Annotated in this window: 23 protein-coding genes and 1 riboswitch; of the genes, 9 read left to right on the top strand and 14 right to left on the bottom strand. The window is 67.6% G+C overall.

What is annotated here, in order from left to right:
* Window positions 1-4: 4 nt before the first annotated feature.
* Window positions 5-325: a hypothetical protein gene (locus tag C566_RS20825; protein WP_018773245.1), complete on the bottom strand. Its 321-nt coding sequence runs from the start codon at window positions 323-325 to the stop codon at window positions 5-7.
* A 322-nt stretch (window positions 326-647) separates the two neighbouring features.
* Between C566_RS20825 and C566_RS0105010 the strand changes: the two genes are divergently transcribed.
* Window positions 648-1,301 (top strand): aspartate/glutamate racemase family protein, encoded by a 654-nt coding sequence (locus C566_RS0105010; RefSeq protein WP_018773244.1) that lies wholly within the window; start codon window positions 648-650, stop codon window positions 1,299-1,301.
* An 86-nt stretch (window positions 1,302-1,387) separates the two neighbouring features.
* On the opposite strand, the gene C566_RS23080 is transcribed toward C566_RS0105010, so the two are convergent.
* The gene (locus tag C566_RS23080; protein WP_231386250.1) at window positions 1,388-2,527 is read right to left on the bottom strand and encodes a glycoside hydrolase family 16 protein; all 1,140 of its coding nucleotides are present in this window, start codon (window positions 2,525-2,527) and stop codon (window positions 1,388-1,390) included.
* A gap of 345 nt (window positions 2,528-2,872) precedes the next feature.
* On the opposite strand from C566_RS23080, the gene C566_RS0105000 reads away from it, so the two are divergent.
* The gene (locus C566_RS0105000) at window positions 2,873-3,592 is read left to right on the top strand and encodes a DNA alkylation repair protein (RefSeq protein ID WP_018773243.1); all 720 of its coding nucleotides are present in this window, start codon (window positions 2,873-2,875) and stop codon (window positions 3,590-3,592) included.
* Between the two features lie 54 nt (window positions 3,593-3,646).
* Here C566_RS0105000 and C566_RS0104995 read toward each other — a convergent pair whose 3' ends face one another.
* Together C566_RS0104995 and C566_RS0104990 are read right to left on the bottom strand one after the other, a co-directional pair.
* Entirely contained in the window at window positions 3,647-4,852 is a 1,206-nt protein-coding gene (locus tag C566_RS0104995) for a cation:proton antiporter (protein ID WP_018773242.1), read from the bottom strand.
* Window positions 4,849-5,097, bottom strand: coding sequence for a hypothetical protein (locus tag C566_RS0104990; RefSeq protein ID WP_231386249.1), 249 nt, complete (start codon window positions 5,095-5,097; stop codon window positions 4,849-4,851). The genes C566_RS0104995 and C566_RS0104990 overlap by 4 nt, the downstream gene beginning before the upstream one ends.
* Before the next feature lie 201 nt (window positions 5,098-5,298).
* Window positions 5,299-5,501, top strand: a riboswitch (cyclic di-AMP (ydaO/yuaA leader).
* 4 nt (window positions 5,502-5,505) lie between these two features.
* Here C566_RS0104990 and C566_RS0104985 point away from each other — a divergent pair.
* Entirely contained in the window at window positions 5,506-6,201 is a 696-nt protein-coding gene (locus tag C566_RS0104985; RefSeq protein WP_018773240.1) for a hypothetical protein, read from the top strand.
* 146 nt (window positions 6,202-6,347) lie between these two features.
* Here C566_RS0104985 and C566_RS0104980 read toward each other — a convergent pair whose 3' ends face one another.
* The 5 genes from C566_RS0104980 to C566_RS0104960 all read right to left on the bottom strand — a co-directional run bounded on the left by C566_RS0104980 (window position 6,348) and on the right by C566_RS0104960 (window position 10,265).
* On the bottom strand, window positions 6,348-7,355 hold the full coding sequence (locus tag C566_RS0104980; protein ID WP_018773239.1) for a sensor histidine kinase: 1,008 nt from the start codon (window positions 7,353-7,355) through the stop codon (window positions 6,348-6,350).
* Complete coding sequence (locus C566_RS0104975; protein WP_018773238.1) at window positions 7,348-8,025, bottom strand: response regulator transcription factor; 678 nt, start codon at window positions 8,023-8,025, stop codon at window positions 7,348-7,350. The genes C566_RS0104980 and C566_RS0104975 overlap by 8 nt, the downstream gene beginning before the upstream one ends.
* Window positions 8,026-8,030: 5 nt before the next feature.
* Window positions 8,031-8,774, bottom strand: coding sequence for a DedA family protein (locus C566_RS0104970; RefSeq protein WP_018773237.1), 744 nt, complete (start codon window positions 8,772-8,774; stop codon window positions 8,031-8,033).
* A 2-nt stretch (window positions 8,775-8,776) separates the two neighbouring features.
* Window positions 8,777-9,586 (bottom strand): phosphatase PAP2 family protein, encoded by an 810-nt coding sequence (locus C566_RS0104965; RefSeq protein ID WP_081627249.1) that lies wholly within the window; start codon window positions 9,584-9,586, stop codon window positions 8,777-8,779.
* Window positions 9,587-9,707: 121 nt separating this feature from the next.
* Entirely contained in the window at window positions 9,708-10,265 is a 558-nt protein-coding gene (locus tag C566_RS0104960) for a dihydrofolate reductase family protein (RefSeq protein ID WP_018773235.1), read from the bottom strand.
* A gap of 153 nt (window positions 10,266-10,418) precedes the next feature.
* Here C566_RS0104960 and C566_RS0104955 point away from each other — a divergent pair, with 153 nt between their 5' ends.
* Window positions 10,419-11,504 carry a serine hydrolase gene (locus tag C566_RS0104955; protein WP_018773234.1) on the top strand — a complete coding sequence of 362 codons (1,086 nt, stop codon included), beginning with the start codon at window positions 10,419-10,421 and terminating at the stop codon, window positions 11,502-11,504.
* Window positions 11,505-11,516: 12 nt separating this feature from the next.
* On the opposite strand, the gene C566_RS0104950 is transcribed toward C566_RS0104955, so the two are convergent.
* The 3 genes from C566_RS0104950 to C566_RS20815 are packed head-to-tail and all read right to left on the bottom strand — an operon-like array spanning window position 11,517 to window position 18,329.
* Window positions 11,517-14,672, bottom strand: a complete 3,156-nt coding sequence (locus tag C566_RS0104950) for an efflux RND transporter permease subunit (RefSeq protein ID WP_018773233.1) — start codon at window positions 14,670-14,672, stop codon at window positions 11,517-11,519.
* A 1-nt stretch (window position 14,673) separates the two neighbouring features.
* Entirely contained in the window at window positions 14,674-15,141 is a 468-nt protein-coding gene (locus tag C566_RS0104945) for a hypothetical protein (RefSeq protein WP_018773232.1), read from the bottom strand.
* Window positions 15,138-18,329, bottom strand: coding sequence for an efflux RND transporter permease subunit (locus tag C566_RS20815; protein ID WP_018773231.1), 3,192 nt, complete (start codon window positions 18,327-18,329; stop codon window positions 15,138-15,140). The genes C566_RS0104945 and C566_RS20815 overlap by 4 nt, the downstream gene beginning before the upstream one ends.
* Before the next feature lie 298 nt (window positions 18,330-18,627).
* Between C566_RS20815 and C566_RS0104935 the strand changes: the two genes are divergently transcribed.
* Window positions 18,628-18,822, top strand: a complete 195-nt coding sequence (locus tag C566_RS0104935) for a DUF1918 domain-containing protein (RefSeq protein ID WP_026266393.1) — start codon at window positions 18,628-18,630, stop codon at window positions 18,820-18,822.
* A gap of 52 nt (window positions 18,823-18,874) precedes the next feature.
* Here C566_RS0104935 and C566_RS0104930 read toward each other — a convergent pair whose 3' ends face one another.
* Window positions 18,875-20,329, bottom strand: coding sequence for a DUF5129 domain-containing protein (locus tag C566_RS0104930; protein WP_018773229.1), 1,455 nt, complete (start codon window positions 20,327-20,329; stop codon window positions 18,875-18,877).
* A 104-nt stretch (window positions 20,330-20,433) separates the two neighbouring features.
* Between C566_RS0104930 and C566_RS0104925 the strand changes: the two genes are divergently transcribed.
* Genes C566_RS0104925 through C566_RS0104915 form a run of 3 tightly spaced genes read left to right on the top strand, consistent with a single transcriptional unit; the run spans window position 20,434 to window position 23,187 of the window.
* Window positions 20,434-20,964 carry a hypothetical protein gene (locus C566_RS0104925; protein ID WP_018773228.1) on the top strand — a complete coding sequence of 177 codons (531 nt, stop codon included), beginning with the start codon at window positions 20,434-20,436 and terminating at the stop codon, window positions 20,962-20,964.
* Complete coding sequence (locus tag C566_RS0104920) at window positions 20,961-22,670, top strand: DUF5671 domain-containing protein (RefSeq protein ID WP_155846732.1); 1,710 nt, start codon at window positions 20,961-20,963, stop codon at window positions 22,668-22,670. Before C566_RS0104925 ends, C566_RS0104920 begins: the two co-directional genes overlap by 4 nt.
* A gap of 49 nt (window positions 22,671-22,719) precedes the next feature.
* The gene (locus C566_RS0104915; RefSeq protein WP_018773226.1) at window positions 22,720-23,187 is read left to right on the top strand and encodes an SRPBCC family protein; all 468 of its coding nucleotides are present in this window, start codon (window positions 22,720-22,722) and stop codon (window positions 23,185-23,187) included.
* A 71-nt stretch (window positions 23,188-23,258) separates the two neighbouring features.
* Here the strand turns inward: C566_RS0104915 and C566_RS0104910 are convergent, their stop codons facing one another.
* Window positions 23,259-24,299 carry an isopenicillin N synthase family dioxygenase gene (locus tag C566_RS0104910; RefSeq protein ID WP_018773225.1) on the bottom strand — a complete coding sequence of 347 codons (1,041 nt, stop codon included), beginning with the start codon at window positions 24,297-24,299 and terminating at the stop codon, window positions 23,259-23,261.
* Window positions 24,300-24,450: 151 nt separating this feature from the next.
* Here C566_RS0104910 and C566_RS0104905 point away from each other — a divergent pair, with 151 nt between their 5' ends.
* Entirely contained in the window at window positions 24,451-25,563 is a 1,113-nt protein-coding gene (locus tag C566_RS0104905) for an alkaline phosphatase family protein (protein WP_051082220.1), read from the top strand.
* The last annotated feature ends 47 nt before the right edge of the window (window positions 25,564-25,610 follow it).

The raw sequence follows: 25,610 nt of genomic DNA, 5'->3' as shown, positions 1-25,610 counted from the left end.
GCGCTTACTCGCCGGAGGCAAATTCCGGCCGGAACGGGCCGCCAGCCTCCGACGTCCCTTCGCGGTGCCCGTCAAAAGCCTTCAACGCCGCAAGGTGCTCCAACAGGGCCCGTTCCGGATGTCCGGGATGCGCAGCCAACTGCTGGCGCAGCAGTTCCCGTGCGCGGGTTTGTTCCGGGGCAGTGTCGTCCAGGACGGCGTCAATGATCCTGGCGGCCTGATGTCGGATTCCGGCGGCAGATGCGGCATGTTCCGCACCGGATACCAGGTTCTCGGGATTCTGTTCTTCGAGGCGTCCTGGAGTGGACGACGGCTCCACCGACATGGCTATTCCTTTGGTCAACGTTCCGGCTGAGTCCGGAACCGGCCTGCCGCCTTCCCCCAATCCCGGGTACTGCACCCGGGTCCTAAGACGGGCCACCGTGACAAACCTACAACGACGCCGGGCCACCAACCCCACACGGGAGCGAAGTTTTCGCCAAGTTTCATGCACAAGTCACGTCGCCGCTGCCCGCGGAATGCTAACGGCCGCTGGCGCCACGGGGCGTATCCGCTGCAGCGCTTGTGTTGGTCATCTGCCCGAAAAGACGCGGAAATACTCGCCGGGTAGCCTCGCACCAAGCACTCCGTTCGAAAGGTAGTACGCCATGCGTGTTGGACTGATCCGGGTGATGACGACGTCGGACCGACGCCTGCTTCACGCCCACGGGAAACTCCTCCGGGAAGCATTCGGATTTACCGTCACCTCGCGCTGTATTCCGGACCAGCCGTCCGGCGTTTACGACCAGGCGTCGCTCGAGTCTGCGGCACCCAAAGTTGTCCAGCTGGCGCGGGACATGGCGGGGGACGCCGACGCCCTGATTATCAGCTGCGCGTCCGACCCCGGGCTGGCCGCCGCACGGGCAGCCGTGGATATCCCGGTCATCGGGGCGGGCTCCGCAGCCGCGGCCGCGGCTCTGACCTTCGGCGGCCGGATTGGAGTTTTGGGACTCGGCGCACACGTACCGGGCCCGATCTCGGATGCACTGGGCGACCGTATGCTGCTCATTGACGGGCAGGGGCGGGTCGAGACACCCGACGCGTTCCTCATGCCTGCCGGGATCTTCGACGCCCTCGCTGCGGCCCACATGCTGGTTGACGCCGGTGCCGACGTGATCGTCCAGGCCAGCACGGGCCTGAGCAGCATCGGCATGGCGGACGTGCTCCGCCGCCGGCTCGGGGTTCCGGTGATCGACGCCGTGACGGCGGCCGGTTCGATGCTCGTCTCAGCAGTTCTCGCCCGGGAACTTCAGGAGGTTTGAGTCCGGCCGCCTGTGACGGCGAACCAGGGTCCAACGCCACGGCAGCCCCGCGCCGCAACAGGGCGCGGGGCTGCCTGGTGTCGGTCCTATTTGTAGACGCGGACCCAGTCAACCTGCATCTGTGAAGGCTTGGTGGCCGATCCGTCGGGGAACCAGTCCAGCTGCAACGTCTGATGCATGCCCACGGAGGGCAGGTGCGCGGGGTTCGTGTCGGAGAAGGTCTTCACGCCGTCGATGTAACCGGTGATGCCGGCAGGAGTCCACTCCACTGCGTAGTTGTGCCACTGGGTGGTGTCGATCGTCTTGGCCGCCGTGGTCTGGAAGTTCGAGCCGCCGCAGGCGTAGTGCAGGAAGAACTTGATCTGCGTGGTGTTGGTGCTGCCCTCGGCGTAGTCAATCTCGGCGCAGTTGGGCGAGGTGTTGTTGTTGGGCCACAGGATCAGCACGGGGTGGTACTCGGGGTCCCGGGCGTTGGTCCGCATGCGCGTCTCCCATTTGCCGTATTTCTGCTGCGCAAATTTGGCCGACATGCCGCCCGTGGTGCCGGCCGAGTCACCGCTGACGGTGGCCACGCCGTTGGCGACTGACCACGCCTGCGGGCTCCTGACACCCTTGCCGGCATGTCCGGATCCCTTGAAGACGCTCCACTTGGTGGAGTCGGGGGCGCCGGCCTTGGAGAACTCGTCACCCGCAACAACCGCACCCCAGCCCCGGGCCGTGGCGGCCTGGGACCCGTCGCCGGTCGCGGCGACGGCGGCCTGGGCCGCGACGGGCGCGGCGGCCGCCGTTACCGGTGCCGGCGCCGGAGCGGCTGCCGCTTGTGCGCCAGCTGCCGGGGCGGCTGCCGCGGCAGCCGGTGCAGGTGCCGCACCGGCTCCGGGGGCCGGATGTGCAGCGGCCGTGCCGGAGACAGGTTTGGGGGCCGAGGGGGCCGCCGGCTTCGGCGTTGCGGCCGCCGAGGCCGTGGCCTTCGCGGCAGGATGCGAGGCCTGGGTTGCCGCCGAGGACGTGGAGTCCGCAGCAGAATACGCGGCCTCGGTGGCCGGGGAAACGGCTGCGGCGCCGGAGGTGGGACCAGCGCTGCAGCCGGTCAGGGACAGTGCGCCCAGGCTCAGCGCAATCGCTACCTTGTTCAGCTGTGGTGCCGAGAGGCGTGCCTTCGGCCGTGCATCCTTGAACGTTGATGTATTGAACGTTGATTTACTGAACAGCGGTTTCTTGAACAACGGACCCCTCCGGGCTTTCGTGGCTGGCACACACAACCGACGCTGCCAGGGCGGCGGATAGTGCGGAAAGTCTCATCCGGCCCCTGCCGCAAGGCATGGGCGAGCAGACGCCGAACGGCGCAACGGGGCCCTGCGAAGGGGCGGTCCGGGGCCCTGCATTCGGGCCGGGCCTCACGGCCAGCGGCCAACGTTACCGGACCGTTACCTCAGCCCGCAAGCCTCCCGCGAAGATAAGGGTGACCTGCCAAGCAGGGCCGGCGGGGGATCTGGACGGTCCACGCCCGCCGCTCAGGACGGCTTGGCACCGCGTTTCCACCGTGAGCTGGGAGGGGAAAGAATGGACCCGTGAGTGAAGCCGGCGAGTTCATCGACCTCTCCCTGCAGCGGGAAGCTTCCTGGCGCCGCGCTGAGCAGCTGCAGGCGCGGCTGGAAACGGAGCCAGCGGGCAGCGGCCTTCGGTTCTACGGCACCTCCGTGGGTGCCGTACGTGGCACGGTCCGCGATGCCGGCCGCCGCTATCCCGGACTCTCCCGTGATGAGGTCGCTGCGCTGAGTTCCGAACTGTGGGGCTCGGAACTGGAGCGCTCCGATCTGGCGGGCTCGGATCTGCGGGCAGCGCCGGTTTTCGAGCGCCGGCTGGCCGCCGTGGTCCTGCTGCAGAACAACGTGAAGCTGCTGACCAACGCCGACCTCACCCGGCTGGAGGGGTTCATCCGGCAGGCGCGGGTGCCGGACCTTGTGGATCCGCTCGCCGTCGACGTCGTCGGGCCCCTGGTGGACGGACTCGATGTCCTGGCCAGGGTGCGGGCCGACAGCGTGCTGGACCGATGGGTGCGCGAGCCGGATGCCTGGCTGCGCCGGGCCGCGCTGCTCTCGCCGTTGCTGGCGCTGCGCGCGGGCGCGGGGGACTGGGACAGGTTTGTCCGGCACGCCAACGCGGTGCTCGGCGAGCCTGGCGGGAAGTTCGACGCCGACGGCATGGCTGTCCGGGACGCGGTCTCCCGGGTCCTGGCGGAGATGGCAAAGCGGAGGCCGGAACTGCAATTCACGTCCGTTGGGGCATGACGATCCGGCTGGTTCGGACATTCAGACATGTCGGACATTCAGACATCCGGACTGTCAGCCCTTCGGATCTCCCGGATCGCCCTGCCCGACGGTGCTGCCGGAATCCCCGGACTTGCCGCCGGCACCTGCCGGCAGCGCGAAAGTCCTCGCCGCCCGTGACCCGGCGACGGCGCCCGCGGCTATGGTGACCAGCGCTCCCACCAGCAGGGCCGCGGCCTCGCCCGGGAGCAGGACCTGGAGCTGCGTGCCGATGCTCGCCGCGGCCACCGGTACGCCAAGCTGGGCCGCCGACAACACCCCGAGGGGCAGCGGGAGTCCCAGGAAAGCCAGGTCGGCATGCGCCAGCAGGGCCCCGCCCCCCAGTGCCAGGCCGAGGGCAATCATGTCAGGGTGTCCGGCCAGGTCCCTGAGCGTCAGCGAGGCACCCAGCCAGACGAAGAAGAGCGGACCCAGGAAGCCGTCGCTGAGCGCGAACAGTTGCCGGGCCAGCCGCCGCGGTTCGCCGACGGCAGCCATCACCAGGCCGAAGGAAAAGCCTGCCATCATCACAGAAACATTGCTCCACGTTGCGACACCGGCCAGGGTGAAGAGTACGGCCAGCTGGATTCGCAGCTCCAGGGCAAACTTGCGGCTTTCCGAGAGCCGGTGCACGCGCCGGCGGATTCCCCGGCGCTCCAGCCAGCGCAAGCCGACAAAGAGCACCACCGCGCACCCGGTCACCACGAGGACGCCCAGCGCCGCCTGGACTGCGTGGGGCGGATCCACCAGGAGCGGCAACGCCACAATGCAGGCTGTGTCGGCTATTGCCACCTGCGCTGTCATGTCCACGACATCTGGCCCGCCGAGGCGCAGGGAATCGACGATTGGAAGCACCAGGGCGGCCGACGAAGACGCCAGCAGCACGACGTAGAGGGGAGCATGTCCAGTCCCGAACAGCAGCCCGATGCCGGTTCCGACCACCACCGCTGCCGCTGCGGCCACAATCGCCCGGCGCGAGCCCTTCCCGAGGGCGCCACGGATGTGCGGATCCCGCACGGGAACGTGGGTGCCTGCCACGAACATCATCAGCGCAAAGCCGATATTGGCCAGCAGGGTGAATGTCGGGTCCGCGGGGTCCACAAGGGCCAGGCCTGAGCGCCCGATCGCGATGCCGGCCAGCAGCTCACCCAGCATGACAGGCAAGTGCCAGCGCACGGGCAGGGCCAGCAGGGGGCCAGCCAGGGCGATGATGGCGATCAGCGCCAGGGACAGGAAGGTCACGGTTCGCCGCGGCCCGCCGGCACCGTTCCCGACCGCCGTTCCACTACTGCGTAGGCCTTCCCGTCCAGGAAGGCCCAGTCGTTGACAACCATGTACCCGAGCGCGTCCACCCGGTCATTCAGGACGTGCTCGTCGAAGCCGCCGTCGCGCGGTTCCGCGTCCCATGTGCTTACGTGGACGTCCCCGCCGTCCAGGATCAGCAGCTCGGTGTTGACGTCGAAATCCTCTTGGGGCTGAGTGCTCAACTGGCAGATGGCGACACAATGGCTGTTCATTTCGGGCCTCCGCTTCCGGTGGTGCTGATGGCATCATCCTATGTTCGGAAACGGCGCCGCCCTATGGGCAAATTGCGGGACGCCCTCACCGCCTCCGTTACCTGAATGTGACTTTCGGGTGCGGTTCGCGCTACGGTTGATGAGTGCCTGTTGTCTCCGATACGGGCGCTCCCCAGCCGATTGCCTAACTCTGCCGCGGCCCGGGGGTAACTCGCATCAACGTCCGGCAGAGACGGGGAAACCACTTTTGACCTGCTGATATGCAGGTCTTGGGGTGAAGCCGCACAGTGCCCGCCACGACGGGCCCGGGAGTGCGGCCGGGTGCCTCCCATCCGAATCCGACAGCTCACCTCGCAGGCATTGGGAGAGGCTACATTCATGACTTCAGTCAATACTTTTGCGCGCCATGCCGCCGTCCTCGCCGCCGCATCCGGCCTGGTCCTGACCAGCGGAATGGCTGCCAACGCCGCCACCGCCCCCGTGCAGCGTGACTCCGCTCCGGCGTCGAACATCGACGTCACCGGACAGGTCAGCGCCCCCGTCAGCGCCGATTCAAGCGTCAAGATCAGCTTCGAGCGCCCCGCAGTGGATTCTGTTGCCGCGCCGGTCATCGAGCAGCCCGTTGCTCCGGCTCCAGCTCTGGCTCCCGCTGCAGCGCCCGCTGCAGCGCCCGCGGCAGCCCCGGTGGCAGCGCCCAAGGCGACCGTCCAGGTGCAGGCCGCTCCGGCAGCAGCGCCGGCCGCGGCGCCCGCTGCCGGCGGACGCAACGCCATCATGCTCTCTGCCGCCTACAGCCAGGTGGGCATCACCCAGGACTGCACCGCCATGGTGGAGAAGGCCCTTGGCGCCGCGGGCAAGCCCGTTGGCGACATCGGTCCCCGCGCGTTCCTTGGCCTTGGAGCCGTTGTTGCCACGCCGCAGCCCGGTGACATGGTGGTCCAGTCCGGCCACGTGGGCATCTACGCCGGCAACGGCCAGGTGGTCAGCGGCGGCATGAACGGCTCGAACCAGACGATGGTGCACCCGCTGTCCTGGCTCACCGCGACCGGCGGCGTGACCTTCGTCCGCGCCTAAGCCGCATGGCCCCGAGCGGGGCCAGACAGTCCGGAAAGACCGGCGATCGATTTCCCTTGGGGGCAAATCGATCGCCGGTCTTTCCTGTCTCTGCATTTTGGGGGTCCGGGCTCCCGGCGGCACCGCCTTTCTCCAGCACAGGATCCTCAGGGATTCCCGCTCGCACTGAGCGGAAGCGTCAACTTCATGACCGTTCCCTCGTCCCCGGTCGCGGCCACTTCGACAGTGCCCCCCGCAGCGACGGCAATCTCCCGGACCAAGGCCAGCCCGATCCCAAAGCTCCGCTGTCCCTGTGAGCTGCCGGTGCTGGCGGTCCGCACGAACCGGTCAAAGATCCGGGCCTGATCGACGCCGGTAATTCCGGTCCCCGAGTCCGCCACGGTGATCACGGCGCGCTTCTGCTCGATTGAGGTCGTGATGGACACGCGGCCGCCCGGAGGCGTGTGGGCCAGGGCGTTGTCCGCCAGGGCCAGCACGGCACGGCGCAGCGAGTTCTTCTCGATCCGGGCCAGCGGCCGGGCATCGGCAGAGAATTCCAGGCGCACCTTCCGCTGCTCTGCCACCGGCTGGAGGCTGACGGCGACGCTGGCGGCAGCATCGGCCAGGTCGGCAGGGGGTGCGGAGTGGGCCGGGGCCTCCGCGGTAGCCGCGAGGAGCAGTTCGGTGACAATCCCGGTCAGCGTCGCGGCGTCCTCCCGGATCCGGGCCAGGTCCTGGCTTTGCCTGGAGCCGGGCACAGTGTTGCGCTGGGCCAGCTGGATCCTGGTGTCCAGGATGGTCAATGGGGTGCGCAATTCGTGGCTCGCGTCCTGGACGAAACGCCGCTCCCTGGCCAGGGCCTCACTGAGGGGTCGGATGGCGCTGCGCGCGCTGAGCCACCCGACGATGCCGGCCAGCAGGATTCCCGCCACCCCGGCGATGATCATGGCTTCGAGGACATCCTTGGAATCCAGGTATGTGTAGGCCGCCCCGGCCGCCGCCGAACCCGGCACTTCAGGATGGGCCAGTTGGTTCGTGAGGTACAGCGCCGTGGCGGCGAGCAGCCCGAGAACCATGACCGCGCACGCGGCGCTGATCCGCAGCGCGACCTTGAGGGAGGCCTTGCGCAGGACGGAGTGGTCCGGATTTCCGCGTGCCGGCCGGCCGTCACTCATGAGCATCGCCGATCTGGTATCCGAGGCCGTGCACCGTGCGGATCACGGCTTTGGAGATCTTCCGGCGCAGGTGATGGACATAGGTATCGATCACGCCGGGCTGCTCCGAGGCGTGGAAGCACGCCGCGAGGAGCTCGTCCCGGGTGAAGACGCGGTCCGGTTCCGCGGCCAGGGCTGCCAGCAGTTGGCCTTCCTTCGCGGTCAGCGGCACCGTTTGCCCGTAGACGGAACGGACGGAGCGCTGCGTCGGGTCCAGTTCCCAGTCCCCGATCGCCACCGGTGCCGGGGCCGGGGGAGGGAAGGAGCGCGTCAGTGCGCGCAGGCGTGCTGCCAGTTCGCCGGCGTCGAACGGCTTGGTCACGTAATCGTTGGCGCCGGCGTCCAGTCCCCTGACCTTTTCGTCGGGATCGCCCAGCGCGGTCAGGATCAGGATGGGCGTGGCAATGCCTTTCGACCGCAAAGCCGTGATGAGGGCGATGCCGTCCATGGCGGGCAGCCCGCGGTCGACGATCATGACGTCCCAGCTCCCGGTCAGCCCCTGGTGGAGGCCATCGCGGCCGTTGGTGACCAACTGGACCCGGTAGTCGGGGTCCAGGAGCTCGGCGATGAGCGGTCCCAGGACGGCGTCGTCCTCGACGAGCAGCAGGGAGGGAAGCTCAGCGGAAGTCATGTCAGCTATTCTTCCGCGGCCATTTCCTCAGTCCGCCGTCCGCCCCCGGGTTCCTCCGCCGTGTCGCCGGCGGCGTTGGCTGCGGATGCGGCTGCGCCGCGGGAGTTGCGGCGGCGTTTGAGGAGCTGCACCACCCCCGGCACGACGGAGACGAGCACCATGGCCACGACGATGGCGTCGATGTTCCTGGCGATGATGTCAAAGTGCCCCAGCCAGGTGCCAAGCATCGTCACGGAGGCCGCCCATGCCGCGGCGCCGGTGATATTCCACAGGGTGAAGGATTTGTAGTCATAGCGCGCGATTCCGGCGGTCAGGGGAGCAAACGTCCGGACCATGGGGACGAAGCGCGCCAGCACGACGGCGGCCCCGCCGTGGCGGCGGAAGAAGTCCTCCGTGGTGGTCAGGTGCGCTGTCTTCAGGATCCGGGCGTCGTCCTTGAACCAGCGCCGGCCAAATTTCCGTCCGAGCATGTAGCCGACCTGGTCCCCGGCGACCGCGGCCGCGGTGACGACGCCGATCAGCACGGGCAACGTCAGTTGCAGCTGCTGGTGCAGAAGGCCTGCGGTGAACAGCAGGGAGTCGCCGGGCAGGAAGGGAAAGAGCACGCCCGATTCGATGAAGACCATGGCCGCGATCACACCCAAGGCGGCCGGACCCAACCCGGCGAGCAGGCTTGCCGGGTCCAGCAGGGACGGTGTTCCGGCGGCGTGGGCGGCCGGAAGGACGGCAAGAACGTTTAGGGCGGGCATTATCATTTCCCCTCAGCGCCCAGCGGCCGGCTGCCGGACGTCACCCGACGCCAATCCGCCATCCGCGGCGCGACACGGTTCCACAGTCCCGCGAGCAAGACCACGGCTGCGCTCGCGGCCAGGAACGACGCCGCGACGTCGGTGGGGAAGTGGACGCCGATATACAGCCGTGACCAGGCTACGATCAGGGCCACCGCCGCCGCCCCGGCGGCCGTGACCTTGGCCCAGCGGGTTCCGCGGGCCAGGAAGTACACTGCGAATCCCAGTGCCACCGCAAAGGACACGTGGCCGCTTGGAAAGCTGTTGGAACCCGTTTCCGGCGCCAGGGGATCGAACAGCAGGGCAGGGTTGGGCCGCTGGCGGGCCACGATGAGCTTGAAGATTTCACTCGCCACCCAGCCGGATGATGCCACGAGGCCGAAAGCAACCGCCTTGGGCAGGCCGCCGCGGAACAGCCAGATGGACAGCGCCGTGGCGCCGATCAGCGCGAGGCCCGCCACCGGGCCAAACACGACGTTCAGGGCCATCGCGACGGCGGTCAGGGCGGCGGCGTGGTGCCGGCTTAGATCCTGATCGATCCCGAGCTCGGTGGCGCTAAAGCCGGGGGTCAGCTGCGCCGCCACGCCCAGCGCCACGACGGCGGCGGACAGCAGAATGCCCAGCACCAGCCAATGGCGGACCCGGGGGAGGGCCCACAGCCGGGGCCCCGCGGTGGGAGGCACGGCGTCGGGACGGCGCAGTACCCCACTGCGGCTCAGTGCTCCATCACCGCCCGGCGGCGTATCGCGCTTAACAGGGGCAGGTCCAGTCATGGGATCCTCCGGCTCGGGACAAGGGCGCCCGGACAGGCGACAACTTCCACTCTTCCGTCAGCCGTTTAAGAAATGCTTAAGAAAGTGCAGCAGCGATGGCCACAGGGGGCCGCCGCGCCGGCTACGCGGCATAGCGCAGCAGCGCCACTCCGTTGCTGAAAGCCCGTGTCTCCAGCAGCCGGAGCTGGGCTCTGCTGTCCGCAGCCTTGAACAGCGGTCTGCCCCGGCCAATCAGTACCGGATGGACGTACAGCCAGTATTCGTCGATCAGCCTGAGCCGCCGGAAGGTATCGGCCAGTTCTGCCCCGCCGAGGGCCAAGTCCCCGCCCGGCTGCGCCTTCAGGGCCAGCACTTCTTCCGCCACTACATCCCGGACCACGGTAGTGTTCCAGGCGGCTGATGTCAGCGTCCGGGAGTAGACGAGCTTGGGCATGTCCCGCCAGATCCGGGCGAACTCGGCGATCACTGGGCCGCCGGCTGGGTCCTTGTCTGCGGTGGGCCAGAACCCTTCCATCAGCTCGTACGTGACGCGGCCGTCAAGGAAGGCGCCCATGGTGCTCAACTGTTGGTTGAAATGGCGGTGCAGCTCGTCGTCGACCATGTGCCAGCTGATGTCGCGGTCCGGGCCCTCGAAGAATCCGTCGAGGGACACCTGCATGGCCAGGACGATTTTTCGCATCTCCGCTCCTCACGTTTTCTCCACAGTACGCCGCGGCTTTGGATGGCAGAACCACTTTTCCCCGGAGACGTGCCCTTGCGCGGGATACCGCAAGCGGGAAGAATGCTGGAAGTCTATGGCCCCACCGCGGTCAGTCACCTTCGGGGAAGTACGATGCCTGCGAACGATTCGAACAACAGCACGGGGCCGGTCCGGATGCCTGAGCCGACGCCGCGCCACTACCGCTCCGGCGGGCACCGGGCAAGCGACGGGTCCCAGCCCGGCCCGCGGGCCCTCGCCCGGCGCGAGGGGAGGATCCGGCGACAGTATGCGACGGCGGCCGCCGTCGCACTGGCCCTTGTAGCCGCCGGCGGCGTCTATGCGGGCGTCCAGGCAGGGCTGCCTTCTGACCCGCCGGCCGCTGCGGCGACGGCGCCGGTCACCGATGCCGGCCGGACCGTTCCGCCGGCATCTGACCTGCCCGCCACTCCTTCGCCCGTGGCGGGAACCGTCTCGGCGGCCGCCGGGAAACCGGCTGAGCTCCCCGCCGTGCCTGCCGTCGCGGTCCCGGCCATTGACCCGGAACTGGAGAGCCAGATCAACGGGATCATCGCGGCCAACAGCGCCTACGCGCTGGGGGTGTCCTTGATCGATGTCTCCGACGGCGTGGTCCACGGCTATGGGGCCCAGGGCAAGTTTGTGGCCGCCAGCACGGCGAAGATCCTGGCCGCGTCGGCGTATTACCATCTCGTGGAAACCGGCCGCGCCTCGCTGACCGCCCGGATGGGCGCCTCGACGGCCGGCGCCCAGATCCGCCAGATGGTCCAGCAGAGCAACAACGAGTCGTGGGCGCTGATCCTGCGGGCGGTCGGCCAGCGGGGCATCACGGAATACGCCGCGTCGATCGGGATCACCTACGACCGCACGGTCAACCTGCTGACGCCCGCAGAAATGGCCAGGACCCTCCAACTGCTCTACACGGGACAGCTGCTCAATGCCCGCAACACCGCCCAGCTCCTTTCCTATATGCAGAACACCAACTTTGAGACACTGATCCCGCCGGCGGTTCCGCCCGGGGTAGGGGTTCACCATAAGTACGGACTGCTGTTCGGAAACCTGCATGACGCGGCCGTCCTGGACAAGGACGGCCGGGCCTTCGTGTTCGTCGTGTACACCCGGGGCAAGAATTACTCCGATATGGGCCCCCGCACCCAGATCATTCAGCAGCTCACCCGGACTGTGACCGCCGCGTTGTTCTGAGTCTGGCCGCCGTCAGACGGTCGCCGGCCCGGCGGCAGCGCGTTCCCTCTCCGTGGTCTTCCTGGACTTGGCGAAGCGGAGATAGAGCGAGGGCACGATGAACAGATTGAGCAGCGTGGAGGTGACCAGGCCGCCCAGGATGACGACGGCCATGGGGTGTTCAATTTCATGGCCCGGGATGTTGCCCATGACCACCAGGGGTACCAGGGCCAGCCCGGTGGCCAGGGTGGTCATGAGGATGGGCGAGAGCCGCTCCGCCGCCCCGCGCATCACCAGGGCGCGGCCGAAGGTTTGGCCTTCATAGGTTTCCAGATGCTGGCAGTGGTTGATCAGCAGGATGCCGTTGCGCGCAGCGATCCCCATCACCGTGAGGAAGCCGACGAGGGACCCGAGGGACAGGACTCCGCCGGTCATGTAGGCGGCTATGACCCCGCCCACCAGGGCTACGGGCAGCGTCAGCAGCGACAGGACTGCCAGCCGCCAGCTGCGGAAGGACGCCTGCAGCAGCAGGAGGATCAGCACAAGTGCCGCCGCGGAGTAGATCATCAGGCGGTTCGTTGCCGCCTCGCGTTCGGTGTATTCGCCGAGCAGCTGCACGCTGTAGCCGGTGGGGAGCTCCAGGCTCTCCAGCCGCGATTTCAACTCACCGACCACGGTTCCCATATCCGCTCCGTTGGCCAGGAAGGATCCCACCTCGACACGGCGGGAACCGTTGGTGCGGTCGATCTGGTTCGGCGTCGCCTGCAGGATCACGTCCGCGACGTCGGCGAGGCGAACCCGCGTTCCGCTGGGCGTATCGATGGGCAGATCCTCGATGCTGGTGACGGAGGAGCGGGTGGCCGGGGTGCTCCAGACCTGGACGTCGTAGGCCCGGCCGTCCCGGAAGACGTCGCCGACCTCCTCGCCTGCCACGAGTGTCGCGGCCGCGCGCCGGACGTCGCCCGGTTTGAGGCCGTACTTCTGCGCCGCGGCCAGGTTAACCGTCACGGCAATCTGGGGGACTTCCACCTCGAGCGAAACATGCGGGTCCTCGGTGCCCTCGATCGAGTCCATGATGGTCTTGACCCGTTGCGCCTGTTCCCGGAGCACGTTGAGGTCGTCTCCGTAGACGCGGACCAGGATGGGTTCGCTGGCGCCGGTGATAACCTCTTCAATCCGCTCCTTCAGATAGGTCTGGACGTCACGGTGCAGCCCCGGGTAGCCGTTGACCACTTCCTCCACAGCCGCCACCGTCGCGTCGTAGTCGGCGTGGCGGTCGATGCTGATCCAGTGTTCGCCGGCATTGACACCGACGATCTCGTCCGCGGCGAATGCCTGCCCGATGTGCGTGCCGCAGTTCAGGACCCCGGGGACCTTGAGGAATTCCTCACAGCCGCGCTGGGAAATCCTGAACTCTTCGGCGGCCGAGGTTCCCGGTTCGGAGATCCAGTGCATCAGGAAGTCCCGTTCCTTGAACGTGGGGAACAGGGACGAACCCATCAGGGGAGCGAGGACCAGGCCCACCACCGCCAGAACGCCAAAGCCTGCGTAACCGAACCGGGGCCGGTTCATGGCCTTGGACAAGGCGGCGTGGTAGCCGCGTTTGAGCACCCGGACCAGCGGCGCATCGCGTTCTTCCAGTTTGGCGTTGCCCAGCAGAATCAGGGCAAGGGCCGGCGTCACCGTCAGCGCCACGAACATGGAGGCCAGGACGGCCAGGGTGTAGGAGACGGCCAGCGGCCGGAAGAAGACGCCGGTCAGCCCGTCCAGGAAGAAGATCGGGACGGCGGCGACCACAATGATCAGGGTCGCGTAGACGATCGGGCTCCGCATCTCCAGGGAGGCTTTCAAAACCACCGATGCCGCAGATTCGTCGGTGCCCGAGCCCTTAACGCCTCCGGCGCGCCGCTGCCGTAGGCGGCGCATGATGTTCTCGACGTCGATGATCGCGTCATCGACCACGACGCCCACCGCAATGACCAACCCTGCCAGGACCATCGTGTTGATGGAACTGGACGTGAAGTAGAGCACCAGTGCGGCTGTAAGCAGGGACAACGGAATGGCGATGATGCTGATCAGGGCCGTGCGCCACTGGAAGAGGAACGCGACGAGGATCATGACTACCAGCAGGCAGCCCAGCAACAGCGCGATGCTGAGGTTGGAGATCGCCTCCTCAACGAAGCTGGCGGGACGGAAGATCGTGGTGTCGAAGTTGATACCGCGCAAGCCCGGCTGCAGCTCGTGGAGGGCCTCCTCGACACCTTTGGTCACGTCCAGTGTGTTGCCCCAGGGCAGCTTCTCGACGATCAGCATGAGCCCGTGGCCGTTGTTGATCACGGCGTCACCAATCAGCGGCTGATGATCCTCTACAACCTGGGCAACGTCGCCCAGATGCAGCGCCACGCCGTTCTTTTCCCGAATCGTCACCTGGGCCAGATCCGCGGGCGTCTGGATCGGCTGGACGTGGCGGACCCCCATCCTCTGGGTCGGACTGTCAATGAAGCCGCCCGTGCCGATGAAGCGTCCGGGCGAGTACTTCAGCAGCCCGGCGTCGAGGGCGCCGGCAGTGACTTCCATGACCTGGTTCAGGGAGACGTTCTGGGCCTTGAGCTTGTCAGGCTCCACCTGGACCTGCAGCATCTGGAGCCGCTCGCCCCAGATGGCCACGTTGGCCACCCCGGGGACCCGCAGGAGCCGGGCCCGGATGGTCCAGTAGGACAGCATGGACATTTCGATGAGCGAATGTTCCGACGACGTCATCCCGATCTTCATCACGCGGCTGGTCGCGGACAGCGGCTGCAGCATCACCGGCGGGGCCGCCCACGTGGGCAGCGCCGCGGTCACCGAAGCCATCCGTTCCGATACGAGCTGACGGGCGTTGAGCAGGTCAGTGCCCTGATGGAAGAGCAGCACGATCGAGGACAGCTGGGGTACGGACTTGGACCGGATCTCGTCCAGGCCCGGCATGCCGCTCACGGCGGCCTCGATCGGCACACTGACGAGCTCTTCGACTTCCTGGGCGGTCAACCCGAGGCATGCGGTCTGGATTTCCACGCGTGGCGGGGCGAATTCCGGGAAGACATCCACGGATGCTGCGCCCAACTGTAGGGAACCTAGCAGCATCACGGCGCACGCGAGGGCGACTACAACCGTCTTGAAACGGAGGCTGATCCCGATGAGCCAGCGCATGTCACTCGGCCGTATCGAATTCGGTGCCGAGAAGTTCCTCGGCACCTGTGGTGACTACCACGGTCCCTGCCGGCGGCCCGTCCGTCAGGACGGCAACGTCGCCGTTGATGCGCTGGACCGTGATGGATTGGCGGACGTAGACCCGGGGCTCAGGGTTGGTGTAGACCCATGCCTTGCCCGAGCTGTCGTACAGGATGGCACCGTAGGGGACAGTGAGTTTCCCGGTCTGGGGATCCACTGCAGTCACCGCCGTGGCGATCCCGACCCGTTCGACGGCGTGGTCCGTGAGGGTGAGCCGGTGAAGATCCGTGCCGGGGACTTCAGCGATCTCCGCCGGTTCGCCTTCGGAGGGTGCGGCCTCCGGCGCCTGGGCGCAACCTGTGGCCGAGAGCGCCGTGAACACCGTCACGATCAGCGCGATGATGAAAACCGCGACCTTGTTACCCCGCGGCGAAAGTGTGGAGTTCATGACGCATCCCGACTTTCAGTTGGTGCGGCGGTGCCTTGGCCGGCCGGCGGGCTGGGCGCCTGCTGGGGCTCGAACCGAAGCAGCACAGCGGGCACCACAAACAGCGTGAAGAACGTTGTTGTCAGCAGGCCGCCCCAGATGATCACGGCAAGCGGCAGGATGATTTCCGTTCCGACGACCCCGCCCAGCAGGACCAGGGGCACTAGCGCCAGCGCCGTTATCACGGTCGACATCAGGACAGGTCCCAGCCGCTCCCTGCTTCCGCGGACCACCAGCGCCTGCCAGGGGGCCGAAGCATTTGTTGCCCGCAGGTCCCGGACGTGGCCTGCCAGCAGGAGGGCGCCGCGGACAGCGATTCCCAGGACTGCGGCGAAGGCGACCAGGGCGACCAGCGCGTTGACGCCGCCGGTGGCCTGAGCGGCCAGCGCGCCGCCGGACAGTGCCAGGATCAGGCCCAGGAAGAGCGGGGCGGCGAGCCGCCAACTCCCCGTCGCCGTTTGCAGCAACACCAGGATGCCGGCCGCGGCGACTGCCGCGAGCAGCCAGAGCCACTGGTAGTTGCTTTGCTGCTGGGCGTACTGGGTGAGGATCTCGGCGTGGTACGCCATCGGGAACTGCATCTGCTGCAGGGCCGCGTTGATGTCACGCTGGATGTCGGCCAGGGGGCGCCCCTGGATGTCGGCTTTCACATCGATGCGGCGCGAGGTGTCATCGTGCAGGATCACGGACTCGTTCCCGACCATGGTCACTTGTGCGATGTCGCCGAGGCGGGCGTGGCCGCCGTCGGGAGTGTCGATGACCAGGTTGCGGACGCTGTCCAGGCTGTTGCGGGTGGCCGCGGCGCCCTTGACGATGACGGAGAAGACTTTCTGCTGTTCGTACAGGTTGCCGACCTCGATGCCCTGCAGCAGGGCGGCTGCCGCGCGTCGGACGTCGCCGGGGACGACGCCGGCCTTTTGGGCCGCGGCGAGGTCCACCTTGACTTCCGCGATGGGCTGTTCGGCGGGCAGGTCGACGTGGGGATTGGCCACTCCGGCGGTGTGCTCCAGGATTGTTTGGACCTCCGCCGCCTTCTGCCGCAGGATCGTCGGGTCGAGTCCGAAGACCCGGACGGCAAACCCACTGTCGGCTTCTTCCCGGATCTGGTCGATGCGTTCCTGCGGATAGGTGGAGACTTTGCTGGTCAGGCCTGCATAGCCGGCGATCACGCGGTCGACGGCGGCGGCAGTGTCGGCGTACGCCGCGTCCGGGGCCACGGTCACCCACAGCTCGCCGGAGCTGACGTCGCCGACCTGGTCGGAGGTGATCGCGCGTCCGATGTGTCCTCCAACGTTGGCCACCCCTTGCAGCGTGCGCAGTTCGTCGGCTGCCGCCTCGGTGATCCGGCTCATTTCCTGGTCGGAGGTGCCGGCTATCGCGCTCCAGTGCACTACCAGGGTCTTGTCCGCCAGGACGGGCACCACTGGATGGGTCCCGGCCAGCTGGGGAGCGAGCGCCAGTCCGGCCAGCGCCACCACCGCGGCGGCGGCGAATACCCACCGGGTTTTCCCTGCCAAACGCTTCACGTACCTGCCGTACGCGCCTTCAAGCCGCCGGAGGGACCGCCGCTCCGGGGTCTTGGATGCCGCCGGAAGGACGAACGCGAGGGCTGCAGTGACCGTGAGGGCGATGATCATCGAGACAATCAGGGCAATCAGGTAGCTCTGGACCAGAGGTCCGAACAGGGCACCGTTCTCACCCGGGATGAACAGCGCGGGCGTGAGGGCCAAAGCCATGATCAGCAGTGAGTAGAGCATTGGTGTGCGGGCTGCCCGCAGGGCGGCCGGGATCACTGAATCGCGCGGCTGCCTGTCCTGTGCCGGCGTAGACTCCGTCCCGCCGTCGGAAGGTTCGCGGCGGGACCTGGCCTCGGCCCTCCGTGCCCGGGCGATGCCGCTGAGGTCTTCCGCGACGTCTCCCACGATGACCGCCAGGGCCAGCACCAGGCCGGCCATGACCATGGTGTTTATCCCGGTGCCGCGCCAATCGAGCACCAGCGCCGCCGCGGTCAGCGACACCGGGATCGTGATGAGGCTGATCAAGGCGGTGCGCCAGGAACGGAAGAAGGCCCCAAACATGGCGACAATGAGCAGCAGCGTCACCAGCAGGGCGGCGCCGAGCGTCCCGATCTCTTCGTCGATAAAGGACGCCTGCCGGTAGACGCTGGTATCTATCGCGACGCCGGGCAGGCCGGGCTGGAGGGCGTGCAGGGCCTCGTCAACGCCCCGGGTCACGTCCATCGTGTTGGTCTCCGGGAATTTCTCGATGACCAGCAACAGCTCGGCTTCCTTGCTTAGCAGGGCGTCGCCGATCAGCGGCTGGTGATCCGTTGACACCGTGGCGACGTCTTTGAGCAGGAGATGGCCTGGCGCACCCTGGACGGGGACCTGGCCCAGGTCCTCCGGTGTGGTGATCGGCAGGACATGCTGGACCCCGATCCGCTGGTGGCCCGTCTCAAAGAAGCCGCCGGTGCCGGGTGTGGATGCCTCCAGGTAGCTCAGTGGCGAGACCCACACGGAGTTGCCGGTCGTCTTGATGATTTCGTCCAGCGTGACGCCCTTGGCTTCGAGCCGCGCCGGGTCCACCAGGACCTGGAGCTGCTGGTCGCGCTGGCCCCAGATCGCCACGTTGGCGACGCCCGGCACGGCCAGGAGCCCGGGCTTCATGGTCCAGCGGGCCAGGACGGACATGTCGATGGCCGACATGTCCTTGGAGGTCAGCCGGATCATCATGACCCGGCTGGTCGAGGACAGCGGCTGCATCAGCACCGGCGCCGCCGAAACGTTGGGCAGTGCGCGTGCCTGGGTTAGCCGTTCCGAGACCAGCTGGCGTGCGCGGAGGAGGTCGGTCCCCGGCTTGAAAACCATCTGGATCGAGGACAGGCCGGGGACGGATTTGGACCTGATGGCCTCCACCCAAGCGACCCCGTTCAGCAGGTCGGCTTCCATGGGTGAGGTGATGAGCTGCTCAACCTCGGCGGCCGACAGTCCCAGGGCTTCGGTCTGGATCTCCACCTGGGGCGGGGCGAATTCCGGGAAGGCGTCCACGGACATGCTCGGCAGGCTGGTGAGCCCGAGGGCCAGGATTCCCGCGGCCGCTGCCAGGACCAGAATCCGGAACTGCAGAACCCAGCGGAGAATTGCGCCCATCACGGCCGGTACCCCGCAGGCTCCACCATGTTGCCCGGGCCCGCGGATTGGCGACCACCGGGCCGGCGTCGCCGGTGGCCCGGACCGACGAGCCCGGGAAGCGAGGAGATCGGGCGACGCGGTCCGGCGGCGGAACCGAACTCGGGGAAATGGGTGCTGAATGCTTTTTCTGCAGTGGAAAATGCCCGGATGGTGTTCACGGCACGGCTCCTCAGTCCAAGGCCATGGCGCCCCCCACCGTCAAGAGTCATAATGATCTTCGGGCACAGAGGCGTCAATAGAGATACAGGTGATCGCCATGAAAGCAGTCGCAGGGGACCGCATTGTCATCCGGGGAACCACGGTCGAATCCACGGACCGACACGGCCAGATCGTTGAGGTCAGGGGGGTCGATGGTGCCCCGCCGTACCTCGTCAGGTTTGACGACGGGCACGAGACGATCATGTTCCCCGGTGGTGATTTCGCCGTCGAACGGCCCGGGACCGAGCCCTAGGAGTAAGGGCCCGGGAGTACGGCCCCAAGGAGTGGGCCCAGGAAACGTGGCCTTAGAAACTTGATGAGCTCCCGGACCCGGAGAAGCTTCCGCCGCTGGACCCGTACCCCGTGGTGGTGCCGCCGCCGCGCGCGCTACTGACACTGCTGACGCCGCTGGTGAAGCCGGTGTTGAAGCTCGGGACTGAGAAGAAGTAGTAGGACGGGTACACCGTTCCGAGGATGCTCGGCTCGTATGTGCGGCCGTATTTTGCCTTCGCTCCCGCCTGCGCGCTGTCCATTTCCTCGCGCATCAGCCCGGCTTCCTTCTCATTGCGGGCAAAGGCCTGGATCAGGGTGTCGGCGTGTTTCTTCAGCAGCTCCGAGAGGTGGGTCCGGGCGTCACGCAACCGGTCCAGCGCCGTTTCGGGTGTGATTGAGCCGTCCGCCAGTTCCGCCGACCAGCGCTCCATGTCACGTTGGCTTTCGTCGCGGAAGGACCGCAGGGCCGCTGCCGTCGCTGAGGTTCCCTCGGCGCGGCGCTGGCTCAGCAGGTCTTCCACGCCGTCCAGGTCACTGCGGAACGGCGCGAGCTGGCGGTCCCAAGCGGCAGGCCAGGACGAGCCTCGGTTGAGCAAGGCATTGGTATCGGCGATCACGTCGTCCAGCGCGTCGAGTTCGGCGGCGGTGTCGGCGTAACTCCGGACCAGTTTGAGGTTGGGCCGGCGGCTCAGGTCCCGGCTGCTGAGGGCGTGTACCTGGTTGGATAGTTCGGTGGCTGCACCGTAGCGGTTCACGAATGTGCGGTGTTTTTCGAGCACCGTGCTCCCGTACCGGGACGACTCGGGAATAGTGCTGGCGTTGAGCTCGGTCACCTGCAGGTCCATGCTGACATTGGCGTAGCTGGCGTCGCCCCGGGCCAGTTCCTTCCGGCTGGACACCCTGGTCCGCCACCGCACGATCAGCCATGCCGCGGCTGCGCAGACTGCGGCGGCCACTGCCGCCCAGGCTGTGACGAGGAAAGCCGTGGACCGGTACCACGGCTGGTTGATGAGTTCGGCACCGCGGCGGATCCCGGCAATGGTGCCCTCGGTCCACTGCGCATCGCGAAGGAGCTCCTTGGCGGCGTTCTGGATGTCCTCGCGCTGTTCAAGGGAGACTTTCCGGTCCTCGCCCATGTACGTCCCCACATGCCGGCCCACCGGATCGAGGGCGAAGATGAACAGCCCGTCTGCCCACTTCTGCCCGTCGGCGCTGATCCATTCGGGATGTTCGGTGCGGGCGAACCGCAGGACTTCTTCGTTCAGATTGTCGGCGGCCGTGCCGTTGTACGTGTAGACCGCAACTTTGGTGGGCTCATAAAAGTCGGTGGCCTGTACCGCCGGCAGCAGCGTCCGCTGGTCCAATACCCCGGCGCGGTCTTCAACCACGACGGCGGTCGGCGTCACGGCGAGCGCCGCGGGGGCCCCGCCGAGAAGGCCGGCCATCAGCACAACCGCAGCGGCGAGGGCTTTGCGCATGAATCCCATTTTCCGAGCGTAGTGGCTGGCTTCGGCTGCGTCGACGCGGACGCCGCGGAAAGGGGACGAAAGACATCGTGACCGTTCGCTGGACCAGCGTCCATACTTGCGGCATGAGCCCGCAGCCTGAAGGACCGCCGGAGGAACCCGGCCCGGAGAAGCCGGAGAAGCCGGAGGAGCCGGGGGAGCCGCGCCGCACCAGGCCTGACCGGACCCTGCTGGCCATCCTGGCCGCGATCGCGGTGATCGTGATCATCGCGCTGGCAGTTGTCTTCACCCGCGGGGAACCTGCGCCCCTGGCCGAGTCAACGCCCGCCGGCGTCGCACAGCGCTATGCCGCCGCCGTCATTGCCGGGGATGAGGCGGCCGCCTCCGCCTACCTGACGCCAGCCGCCCGGAGCAAGTGCACACCCGACGCCCGCCCCACGGCCCGGAATTTGCGAGTCACGCTGGTATCTACCACCGAGCGGCCGGAATCCGCGGACGTGAGGGTGCTCATCACTGTGTCCGAGCCGGGCGGCCCCTTTGGCAGTGCCGAATACCAGGTGGAGGACGCGTTCGACCTCGTTCGGTCGGGCAACGGCTGGCTGATCGACACCGCACCCTGGCAGCTGACAGTGTGCCCGGGCCAGGTGAAGCAGTGAGCGCCCAACGGACTGTGCGCCGGCTCATCACCTACGCGCTGCTGTTCGCGCTGGTGGTGATCACCGCCGTCGGGCTCAGCGGACTGCTCGGCCGCCTGTTGGTGGCGGGGACGGAGCTGGCCTCGGACGACGTCGCCGGGCTCGCCCGCTCGCTGGCTTTCGCCCTGATTGGCGGGCCGCTCGCTGCCCTCTTGTGGTGGGCGGTATGGCGGCGGCTCGACGACCCGGAGGAACGGTCCGCCGTCGGCTGGGGTCTCTACCTGGCTGGCGCCTACCTGCTCGCCCTGCTCATCGCCGCCACCAACGTGCTGAACTCTCTGTCTTCGCTGATCGGCGGCCAGGGGCTGGAATGGCGGCTGTCGCTGGCCACCGGTCTGGTGTGGGCCGCGGTCTTGGCCTGGCACCGGTGGATGTGGCATCACCCCCGGAAGAACCCGACAGACCTCTCCGACGTCCCCACGGTGCTCGGCTCGGTGCTGGGGCTCGTGCTGGGCGTGGGCGGCGCCGTCTCAGCCCTATCCACACTGCTGGATGCCGCCCTGCGGGGAGCCGCGACTGAGGTGTCGGTGGGCAAGCCGTGGTGGGTTTCGGCGCTGCAATCCCTGGTCTGGGCCGTCGGCGGAACCATTATCTGGTGGTGGCATTGGAAGCACGACGGCGGCCGGAGGCTGCAGACCGGGCTGGCCGACGTCGCGCTCATCACGGTCGGGGTGCTCGGCGCCGGCATTCTCACCCTGGGCGGAGCCGGCGTCGCGCTCTTCGTGGTCCTTCGCCTGCTGTTCGACCGTTCCGAACCGCTGGAGCTCCTGCTGGAGCCACTCGCGCCGGCTGTGTCCGCGGCCGCCATCGGCTGCCTCGTCTGGGTCTACCACCGCAACATCGCGCGCGGGCGCACAGAGGCAACGCTGCAGGGCGGCAGGCTGGTGACCTCCGGCGTCGCCCTGGTCGCGGCAGCGTCCGGGATCGGCGTGATCGTCAACTCGGTCCTCGCGATGACGGCGACGCCGCTGGCCGGCGCCGGGGCGCGGACGCTGCTGCTTGCGGGAATTAGCTCGCTCCTGGTTGGCGGGCCGGTCTGGTGGCTTGCGTGGCGGCCCGTGGAGCAGTCGTCGGCGACCGGCGCCGGACTGAACGCGCGCCGGATCTACCTGGTGGCCGTGTTCGGCCTGAGCGCGGTGGTGGCGGTGGTCACCTTGCTGGTGATCGGGTTCCGGATGTTCGAGTTCTTCCTGGGCGATGTCAGCGGTGGAAGCCTCGTGGACCGGATCCGCGCACCCCTGGGGCTTCTGGTGGCCACGGGACTCGTGTTCGGGTACCACTTTGCGGTGTGGCGGCAGGACCGCGCCGTGCTCGCCGCGGCCGGTCCGGTCCGTCCGCGCACCATCGGCCACGTGTTCCTCGTGGCGGGATCCGACCCCGCACCGCTGCGGCGAGTCATCGACGAGGTCACCGGGGCCGGCGTCACCGTGTGGAAGCGGGCCGACGGCGGTGCTGGTGCCAGTGCTGCCGGCGTTGCCGATGTTGCCGGCGTTGCCGATGTTGCCGGCGTTGCCGATGTTGCCGGCGTTGCCGGTGGGGAAGCCGCGGGCGATGCCGGGACCCAAGAGAACCGGTTGGCGGCCGCACTGGAGGGTGTGGCGGCGGCCCGGGTCCTGGTCGTTGCCGATCAGCACGGGGGGATTGAGGTCATCCCGCTGCAGGGCTGACCTGCCTGTCCTGGGCCTGGTCGGGCCGATCACCCCCTAGGATTGCGGCATGTCTACCTACGAAGTTACCCGCAGCGCAGTCATTCCCGCACCGGCCGAGGACATCTTTCCGCTGGTCAACAGCTTCCGCGAATGGACCAAGTGGTCGCCGTGGGAGTCAGTTGATCCTGCCATGGAACGGAGCTACTCCGGCAACGAATCCGGGGTCGGCGCCAAATACGCCTGGAGCGGGAACCGCAAGGCCGGCTCCGGCACGATGGAAATCGTGGACACCGCCGAGCCGCGCAACATCAAGATCCGTCTGGAGTTCACCAAGCCCTTCAAAGCGGTCAACCCCACCTCCTTCACGTTCACGCCTTCCGGTGACGGCACTCAGGTCACCTGGACGATGACCGGGGAGAACAAGGGCATTGGCAAGGTCTTTGCCCTGTTCATGAATATGGACAAGATGGTCGGCGCCGACTTCGAAAAGGGCCTGGCCTCGCTGGCCGGCGCCGTCGCACAGCGAAAGGCCTGAGGGGGGACGCCGCCGGGACGCCCTGCGGCGGCTCGTCATTCCCGGCGTGTTGGCCGGTCAATTGCGGCCGCTCAGGACTGCCCGGCGGTCCGGATAAGTTCGGGGTGATGGATCCGGGCAACCTCGGGGTGGGCCCGCAGCCAGCCTTTGAGCACGTTGGCGCCGTAGGACGCGAGCATCGGATTGTCCGGATCATCGGAAACCCCCCGTGACCGGGCCGCCAGCGCGGGCGGCAGGGGCACTGGCTCAATGACGGCGTCGAGCCGGGGCGAGAAGAAGAAGGGGACCGTATAGCGGTCGACGCCGGCCGGGGGCGCCTCGACGCGGTGGATGGTGGCGGCCAGGTAGCCTTGGGTCGCGACTTCGAGCATTTCGCCCAGATTGACCACCAGAGCCCCCGGAATAGGTTCGACCGGAATCCAGCCATCGGTGCCCGGCGGGAGAACCTGCAGGCCGCCGACCTGATCCTGGAGCAACAATGTGACGAAGCCGTAGTCCGCGTGCGCGCCGACACCCTGCGGTCCGGCGTCCGCGACAACGCCGCCCACGTAGTGGACCAACTTGGCCATCCAGGCCGGTGAGTCCCGGAACGGTTCGTCGAAGTATCCCTCTGGCAGGTCCAGCGACACGGCGATGGCGCTGAGCAATTCGGCTCCGACGCGGGACATCTGCTCCGCCCAGGCCATGCACACGGTGCGCAGCTCGGGCAGCGCCCGGTCCGGCAGCAGGTTTGGCCCCTGGACCAGCCAATACGGCTGATCCGGTGGGTAGTCCGCGACCGCGGGCCGCTCCGGTCCGAAATCAAGCTGCTCGCGCGCGTCCGGCCGCCCCTGGGTGATTTCGTGGCCCAGCCGGGTGTAACCGCGGAAATGGGGTGAGAGCCGGTTGTCCAGTTCCAGCCGTGATTCAAGCGGAAGCTCGAAGAACCGCCGCGTGACGTCGAAGAGCTCATCCACCTCGGCGGCAGAGGCCCCGTAGCCGGTCAGCTGGAAAAAGCCCACCCGGTGCGTGGCGTCGCGCAGTGCATCAATAAACGCCGGGTCAAACGTGCCGTCGCGCCCCCTGGCGGTGCTCAGATCCAGGAGCGGAATGGGATCCGATGGTGCGCCCATGAGTGCAAACTACCACCACAGCATTCACTACTGAACTCATTCCCAGCAACTGTGCAGCGTCCTCGCGGGTTTTCTTGACCGCGGTGTGAAAGAGTGCAAACACTGAAGCCGCCAAGGCCACGCTGATCGGTCAATCAGAAAGCCTGAATCCATGAGCCGGACTGCCACGAAAACTCATCGACGAATCGCCGCGCTGCTTGCTGCAGCAGTCCTGGTCGTGTCGGCAGCGGCGTGCGCGCCGGCGCCGCCGGGGAGCAACCCGGTTCCCACGGCCGGGGGCACCGCCACCACGGGGGCGGCGTCGAAGCCCGGGCACGTGTTCGTCATCAATCTCGAGAACAAGGGCTACAACAAGGTGTGGGGCGCAGGTTCTGAGGCCCCCTACCTGTCGCAGACGCTTCGCAGCCAGGGCGTCCTGCTTTCCAAGTACTACGGGATCGCTCACAATTCGAACCCGAACTACCTGGCCCAGATCTCCGGGCAGGCGTCCAACGCGATGACCCGCGCCGACTGCCCCACCTACGCCGCGTTTGAGCTGACGGGGACCGGCGCGCTCGGCTTGGCGGAGGGCACCGGCTGCGTCTATCCGGCCTCGGTCCCCACGGTCGCCGGGCAGCTCAGCGCCGCCGGCAAGACCTGGAAGGGTTACATGGAAGACATGGGCACGCCGTGCCGGCATCCCGAACTCGGCGGGCAGGACACCAGCCAGGGCGCCAAGGTGGGTGACCAATACGCAACGCGGCACAACCCGTTCGTGTATTTCCAGGCCATCACCTCGTCACCGGACTGCCAGAGCAATGTGGTGGACTTCAGCGAACTCCGCGGCGACCTCCAGTCCGTAGCCACCACCCCGAACCTGTCCTACATCTCGCCCAATCTTTGCAATGACGGCCACGACAACCCCTGCGTCGATGGCAGCGCAGGCGGACTGGCCACCGCAGACCATTGGCTGAGCCAGCAGGTCCCGGCCATCCTGGACTCCCCGGCCTTCCGGCAGGACGGGATGCTGGTCATCACCTTCGACGAGTCCGAGGGCAAGACAGTTGGGCCCTCAGGGCTGCTGCCCGGAGGGACGGCCGGCGGCAGGATTGGTGCGCTGGTCCTCTCGCCGTTCACGAAAGGCGGCACGACGTCGGACCGGGCCTACAACCACTTCAGCCTCCTGGCCAGCATCGAAGACGCGTTCTCGCTCCCGCGCCTCGGGTACGCCGGGGCGCCGGGGCTGAACGGCTTCGGCGGGGACGTCTTCAATGCGGGTTCCTAGCGGCAGGACCCGCCCGGCACGACCTACCCGGCAGGACCGACGCCTCA

Origin of the sequence: Arthrobacter sp. 131MFCol6.1 (assembly GCF_000374925.1) — a bacterium.
Classification (GTDB): domain Bacteria; phylum Actinomycetota; class Actinomycetes; order Actinomycetales; family Micrococcaceae; genus Arthrobacter.
The sequence above is the reverse complement of the archived record's forward strand: the minus strand, read 5'-3'. Positions and strand labels throughout refer to the sequence as shown.